The following is a 7,094-nucleotide window of genomic DNA, read 5'->3' as shown; positions in this document are numbered from 1 at the left end:
CCGCTTATTTTTTACTTCCAAGGGGGCTATCCTGTAATCCAGCTTTTTCGCAGAGTCCGCTTATTCCTAAATTGAATAAACCACCGCTTTTCTTGGCATAACAACATAGTTTACGAAAACAGCCTTTATTTATGGTTTGGCGCATGGAATGTATGCCAAATATGTATTGTATGAAGAACATCTTAAACAAAATTACGGGGTCGATACTTGGACGACCAATCCCTTAATATAGGTGTTGAACCAAGGGATAGATGAACGAAAAATCAATAGCTGGCTCTAGCTTGCGTACTAAATGATCTTCAGGAACTATTTGATCAATTGTCAGCATTCAATTCTAAATGTCCGCGTTCATTTGATTGGTTTCTCGTCATCATGGTACGTCACCTCGAAAGTTTTTATCCAATGTTTAAAAAGTTGAAGTTGATTGGAGCGGAGGGTGGCGACTCCTGCGGGAAAAGCGGGAAAGTCGAGACCCTGGACTAAGCGTAGCGAGGGAAGCGGCTCGGCCCCGCCCGCGAAAAGCGTCCACCCGGAGTGGAAATCAACCTACACTATTTACCTATTTCTATTTTAAAAGAAAAAAGACTGTAGACAAACTCGAAATTCTTCCGTTTGTTTACAGTCTGAACAAAAGGCATGCATGCCTTTTGTTTTTTTTATGAAATCATTTTTTCGATAACCAATCGTTTACCCGTATTCATCGTAAATTCAAAGCGGTCATTTACTTTTTCAAAGTAGCAGAAATGGTGCTGAACATTACAAATTTCATCTTGATTATCGAAGACCATAAAATTGACTCCGTCTTTTCGATTTTCGTCAGAAAGAAAGGATAAATGGTTATAACAATAAATACAATCAAAAATGGAAAAATTCAATGAGTTTAAAGTAGTAACAAATTGGAAGAAGGCATCATCGTTGATTCCCTCTAAAAGTCTTTCAAGTGAATATATTAAATGTTTTCTTATCCTTACCACATCATGGTCACGGAGCATTATTACTTCGTTGCCAGAGCGGATCTTTCCTGATTCATATAGAACTCCTTTTTTCCAACGATTCATCCGGAAAATTTCAATTTCCTGCTGAAGAAAATCCTCCAGCATAACAGCCTCTTCCGTTTCTTCATCAAAAAATATCCATTGATCATTAATTTGTTCCACAGTTCCCTCTGTATAGGCCCTGTTTTGAATATCATAAAGATGCATTCGTTGTTGTCGATTCATTCGTTTACCTCCGTGCCAGATGCTTCATTTTTCTTTTTAGACATCTTCCTGGAATTTTATAACCTGATAAAGATGGAATTTTATGAGGGCAGGACGGGGAGGAAAGGCGGTAAATGTCTAATCGCGGGTGTTCATTATATTTGGTTACAATTTATTAAAAATAACTGATTTTGAAAATTCCCCTATTTTACAGTATTCTCCTCCGGTTCATTATGATACTTTGTCATGTTACCAGCCTATAAAAAATGGGCAGGCAATTGGAAATCAACAAAGTTTTGAAAAATAAAATTTGGAATAACTACTTTCATAGATTAAAATGGGGGTAGGGAAGAGGGAGACTCTTCCTTTTTCAAAGTAAAAAAATATCAATTTTTTAGACTTTGAAAATGGTCCAGCGTAAGCAGCCTAGCCAGTTTTCATCCTCGAATAAGCTCCTCGAGTATCTTGCGCAGGAGCGACAGCTTTAAGCAGCTCGTGGTCAAATAACCTTCTTCCCTAAAAAGTCTAAAACTGGATTTTAGAGTAGAAGAACATTGCTGAACAAGGCGCTTGCGCTTTTCTAAGAGGAGGCAAGTTTATGATAAAACGCATTATACCTGTTTTAATTATTTTTTTATTATGTTCATCTGTTCCATCTGCCTTTGCCAAGGTAACAAAAGAAGGCCGTCTGTGGCAAGATGAATCAATTTATTCCATTATGATTGACCGTTTTAATAATGGCGATACACAAAACGATTTAAATGTAAATGCAAAAGATTTGCTTTCCTACAATGGTGGTGATTTCCAAGGAATTATTGATAGGCTGGATTACATACATGATATGGGATTTACAGCTATACGGCTGACTCCTATTTTTGATAATGCAAAGAATGGCTACCATGGATACTGGGTTACAGATTTTTATAAGGTGGACGAGCACTTTGGTTCAATGAAAACTTTCCAAAAGCTGGTTAAGGAAGCACATAAGCGCAAAATGAAGGTGATTGTTGATTTTGTTGCGAATAATGTGGCACAAAATCATCCATGGATAAATGAGGCAGACAAACAGAATTGGTTCCATCCTAAGCAGGAAATTAAGGATTGGAATGATCAGCAGCAAGTGGAGAATGGATGGGTTGACGGCTTGCCGGATTTAAATCAAGAAGATCCGGAAGTAAGCAAATATTTAATTGACGCTGCCAAGTGGTGGATTGAGAAAACCAATATTGATGGATACAGTCTTCCAGAAATCAATCATGTCCCAATGAGTTTTTGGAGGGATTTTTCTACAGCAGTAAAGGATGAAAAAAAGAATTTCTTTTTATTAGGGATACCCTCGAATAGTACCTCTGTAGAAGTGAAAAAATATCAAGCCGCCGGAGTAGACAGTGTTTTTGACTTTAAACGCAGTCAAGATTTACGCAAAGTGTTTGAAACAACGGACCATATACTTCCATCAGATACTATTGATTTTGGGAAAAAACAAAAGTCAGAATGGCTGGCAAATTTTCTGGATAACGAAAATACTGTAAGATTTACCCACGATATGGTGGATAAACGACAATTTCCAGGTTCTCGCTGGAAAACAGCATTAACCTATTTATATACAACACCAGGCATTCCTATTATTTATTACGGTACGGAAATAGCTTTAAATGGTACAGAGACTCCTGATAACCGAAGGCTTATGAATTTTCGTACCGAGAAAGATTTGATAGACTACATTACCAATATTGGAAGATTAAGAAGTGAGCTGCCTTCATTAACTAGAGGTACGTTTGAAATGCTTTATAACAAGGATGGAATGATGGTCTATAAACGTATGTTTAAAGGGGAGACAGCGGTTGTTGCCATTAACAATTCAAGCGAATCTCAAAAAGTAACATTGACTGCTGATCAGCTGGAAAGCGGTAAAGAACTTCGCGGGCTGCTTGCAGGAGATATTGTACGTGATCATAAGGGACAATATATTCTAATTATGGATCGGGATAATTCAGAAATCTATGCTTTAACCGACAAATCAGGAATTAATTTCACTCTTATCGGTTCATTAATAGCTGTTTATATCTTAGTTTTTATCTTTCTATACTTTATCATTAAAAGAAGGAAGAGAAACAAGATTGAGTAAACGAACGCAGCGGAATTTCCGCTGCGTTTTATCCATTTTAACCATTAACAATCGTTCCGCCGTTGACATGGAACATTTGGCCGCTGACGTAAGAAGAATCATCTGATGCCAAGAAAACATAGCTTGGAGCCAGTTCGCAAGGCTCTCCGGCACGTCCCATAGGAGTAGTTGACCCAAACACAGCAACTTGATCAGCTGAAAAGGTGGAGGGAATCAAGGGTGTCCAAATAGGTCCTGGTGCTACTCCATTTACACGGATTCCTTGTCCCGCCAGTAAGGCGGCTAAAGAGCGGGTAAAGGAAACCACTGCACCCTTCGCTGCAGAATAATCAAGTAATTGTTCATTCCCTTTGTACGCTGTAATAGATGCCGTATTAATGATAGAGGCTCCCTTTTTTAAATAAGGAAGAGCCATTTTTGTCATATAAAAATAAGAAAAGATATTTGTGCGGAATGTTTTTTCCAGCTGAGCCGAAGTGATATTTAGCAGACTATTTTGCGGATGCTGTTCCGCCGCATTATTCACTAAAATATCGAGCTTTCCAAATTCCTTAATGGTTTGATTGACGACTTCTTTACAATAAGCCTCATTTCCTGCATCCCCGGCAAAAAGCAGGCACCTTTGTCCTTCGGCTTCAATAAGCTCCTTGGTTTCTTTAGCATCTTGGTGTTCCTCTAAATAAGCTATGGCAATATCCGCACCTTCCTTAGCAAAATAAATGGCTGCAGATTTCCCTATGCCGCTGTCACCTCCAGTAATAATCGCTGTTTTGCCTGCCAATTTTCCAGATGCCTTATACTTGGGGTCAACAGATTTAGGCCTGGGGTTCATTTCACTTTCTATTCCGGGCTGCTGATTTTGGTGCTGCGGCGGAAATATTCTTTTTTGTTGATTTTGATTGCTGCTCATACTTCAACCTCCAATTTTTATATATTAGTTAGTTTTAGAAAAAAGGAGAGAAATATGAAAAAAAGCATAAGGAATGGTCCTTATGCCGGTCATATTAACGATAATTAATAAATTGAACATCAATACTTAAATCTGCTTCACGAACTAATGAAATGATCTTTTGCAGGTCATCACGGCTTTTTCCGATGACACGAATTTGATCATCTTGTACCTGGCTCTTAACTTTTAAACCGCTATTTTTGATGATAGTGTTGATCTTTTTAGCATTTTCTTTATCAATGCCTTGAACAAGTTTGGCCCGCTGGCGTACGGTACCTCCTGAGGCTTTTTCAATTTTACTATAATCGAGATTTTTTATCGGCACACCTCTTTTAATTAATTTTCCAAGCAGTACATCTTTCAGCTGCTCCATTTTGTACTCATCATCCGAGACTAGGACTAATTCTTCCTTATCAAGCGAAACTTCACTTTTACTGCCTTTAAAATCGTATCGAGTACTAATTTCTTTCATTGTTTGCATAATCGCATTTGATACTTCAGAAAAGTCAACTTTGGATACAATATCAAATGAACCATCTTTTGACATGACAGGACCTCCATTCTATCTATTGGCAGGAATTAATTGTTAAGATTTCCTTTCATGCCTACATTATAGTAAAATAAGCACTAGTTTTACAACTGAAAGCAAAAGCTTCAATATGAAAGGTGAATAAAAAATGGCATTAAAAGAACTAGTTGGACAAACCACTATTTTAACAGTCGCTCGTAAAACACCCTTTGGCTACTTTTTAACGGATGGGAATGAGGATGTTTTATTACATATAAATGAAACTGATCGTGAGTTTGAGGAAGGAGAAGAGGTTGAAGTTTTTTTATTTGTCGATTCTGAAGGGCGTCCGGCAGCATCAACCGTTATTCCGGAAATTGCAGTTGGACGGTATGCTTGGGTGAAGGTATCAGATGTAAAGCCTGAAATTGGTGTATTTATGAATATTGGGCTCAAGAAGGATATTTTGTTGGGGAAGGAGGATCTCCCTGCCCATAAATCTGTCTGGCCAAAAGAGGGGGATATGCTTTTCATAACGTTACGAGTGAACCGTAATTATCTCTTATATGCCAAGCTTGCCAATGACCAGGTAATCAAATCCATCTCAATGAAAGCAACTAGAGAAAGCTTTAACAAAAATGTCCAAGGGTATATTTACCGTACTGCAAAAGTTGGCAGCTGGATGTATACTCTTGAAGGTTTAAAAGGATTTATTCATGAATCCCAGCGCAAACAGGAGCCTCGGCTCGGTGAAAAAGTGGAGGGACGAGTTATCGATATTAAGGAAGATGGAACAATTAATGTATCGCTGCTCGCACGAAAACAGGAAGCACTTGATCTTGATGCTGAACATATTTATGAATATTTAATGAGCAGAAACGGGGCAATGCCGTATACGGATAAAAGTATGCCTGAAGATATTCAGGAGCGCTTTGGATTAAGTAAAGCAGCCTTTAAACGGGCACTAGGGAAGCTGATGAAAGAAGGACGGGTATACCAGGAAAACGGCTGGACTTACGAAAAGAAGGAATCATAAACAACTTCATTACATAACCTCTATCAAATTGGCAGACACTAACTTTTGAAAACGCATTTGAAAGGGGTAGTGAGTATGCCGCATACTTCAGATAACGACAAAAAAGCACAGGATAATAATGCATTACGTCATGAAAAAAATATGATGCGTGAAAGAAATCGTCAAGCTGGAAAAAATCAGTACTCTAAAAAGACCGATCATAAATAGGAAAAGCAAAAAGTGCCGGGTCAGCCCTGACAAACATTATATTAAGCCGTTCAAAGGTTATTCTTAACCTTTTGAACTAGAAGGGCTAAGCGCTGGAGCTGAAAAATAAAGGAGTGAGGCAGACACCTCACTCCTTTATTTTGATAGCCGGTTTAAAAAGAAAATAGCAATTGTTCCCGCACCAGTATGGGCTCCAATAGCTGACCCGATGGCGGAAATATAGACTTCCTTTGGATGAAACTCCTCTTCAATCATTGCTTTTACTTCTAAAGCGGTATTTTCACAGTCAGCATGGCTGATACCAACCACCTGCTGGTCGAGGTTGGCGCCGCGTTCCTGCATCAACTCAATCAATCGGCGGAACACTTTTTTCTTCCCGCGGATTTTCTCAATTGGAACAAGTCTGCCGTTCTCTACATTTAAAACAGGCTTAATATTTAAAAGTCCGCCAAGAAAAGCCGATGCCTTGGAGAGTCTGCCGCCCTTAGCCAAATAATCCAAATCTTCTACTGTAAAAAGATGTTCCATATGTTCACTTCTGAATTGTACCATTTCTACAATTTCTTCATGAGAAGCATTGTTGGCTGCAAGTCTTGCTGCCTCCATTACAATGATCCCCTGCCCAAGTGAAGCACATTTAGTGTCAATAATCGTTAAATTAAAATTTGGATATTTTTCCTTCACTTGGTTAAGAATCATAACAGCGGTAGAATATGTTCCAGATAATTCTGAGGAGAAAGCAATATAAACTCCTTCCTCATTATTTTCAGCCATTTTCGTAAAGATTTCTTCAAACAAAAGCGGGGAGGCCTGTGAAGTTTTTGGAACAATTCCGCTGCGAATAGCATTATAAACAGCTTTAGAATCAATACTCTTTACATCTTCATATTCATTACCATCAATGTAAACTTTTAAAGGAATTAATATGACATTGTTTTCTTCATAAAAACCTAAAGGTAAATCGCATGCGCTGTCAGCTAGTATTTTAACCTGCATGAAGCTCACCTGCTTTCAACTAATCATTTTCAAGCTTTAGTTTATCTGTTTCAAATTAAAATTACAATTAT

The 7,094-nt window shown here is 38.2% G+C and carries 7 protein-coding genes and 1 pseudogene; 3 read left to right on the top strand and 5 right to left on the bottom strand.

Annotated elements, in window-relative coordinates; translation table 11 throughout:
• Positions 1 to 124: 124 nt before the first annotated feature.
• Both M3183_RS18265 and M3183_RS18260 read right to left on the bottom strand, forming a co-directional pair.
• A pseudogene (locus tag M3183_RS18265) lies at positions 125 to 374 on the bottom strand (transposase); the annotation flags it as partial.
• A 282-nt stretch (positions 375 to 656) separates the two neighbouring features.
• Entirely contained in the window at positions 657 to 1,220 is a 564-nt protein-coding gene (locus tag M3183_RS18260) for a DUF2777 domain-containing protein (RefSeq protein ID WP_251471966.1), read from the bottom strand.
• Between the two features lie 577 nt (positions 1,221 to 1,797).
• Here M3183_RS18260 and M3183_RS18255 point away from each other — a divergent pair.
• On the top strand, positions 1,798 to 3,327 hold the full coding sequence (locus M3183_RS18255) for an alpha-amylase family glycosyl hydrolase (protein WP_251471963.1): 1,530 nt from the start codon (positions 1,798 to 1,800) through the stop codon (positions 3,325 to 3,327).
• Between the two features lie 37 nt (positions 3,328 to 3,364).
• Here the strand turns inward: M3183_RS18255 and M3183_RS18250 are convergent, their stop codons facing one another.
• The gene (locus M3183_RS18250; protein WP_251471961.1) at positions 3,365 to 4,237 is read right to left on the bottom strand and encodes an SDR family oxidoreductase; all 873 of its coding nucleotides are present in this window, start codon (positions 4,235 to 4,237) and stop codon (positions 3,365 to 3,367) included.
• Positions 4,238 to 4,331: 94 nt separating this feature from the next.
• Positions 4,332 to 4,823: a YajQ family cyclic di-GMP-binding protein gene (locus M3183_RS18245; protein ID WP_251471959.1), complete on the bottom strand. Its 492-nt coding sequence runs from the start codon at positions 4,821 to 4,823 to the stop codon at positions 4,332 to 4,334.
• A 130-nt stretch (positions 4,824 to 4,953) separates the two neighbouring features.
• On the opposite strand from M3183_RS18245, the gene M3183_RS18240 reads away from it, so the two are divergent.
• Positions 4,954 to 5,820, top strand: coding sequence for a CvfB family protein (locus M3183_RS18240; protein ID WP_251471958.1), 867 nt, complete (start codon positions 4,954 to 4,956; stop codon positions 5,818 to 5,820).
• 75 nt (positions 5,821 to 5,895) lie between these two features.
• A complete protein-coding gene (locus M3183_RS18235) occupies positions 5,896 to 6,027 on the top strand; it encodes a DUF3941 domain-containing protein (RefSeq protein ID WP_251471957.1) in 132 nt (43 codons plus the stop codon).
• Between the two features lie 135 nt (positions 6,028 to 6,162).
• On the opposite strand, the gene M3183_RS18230 is transcribed toward M3183_RS18235, so the two are convergent.
• Positions 6,163 to 7,023, bottom strand: coding sequence for a DegV family protein (locus M3183_RS18230; protein ID WP_251471955.1), 861 nt, complete (start codon positions 7,021 to 7,023; stop codon positions 6,163 to 6,165).
• Positions 7,024 to 7,094 lie beyond the last annotated feature (71 nt).

The sequence above is a fragment of the Neobacillus mesonae genome, from assembly GCF_023715155.1.
GTDB classification, from domain to species: Bacteria; Bacillota; Bacilli; order Bacillales; family Cytobacillaceae; genus Neobacillus; species Neobacillus mesonae_A.
This window is presented reverse-complemented; position numbering and strand designations above follow the sequence as displayed.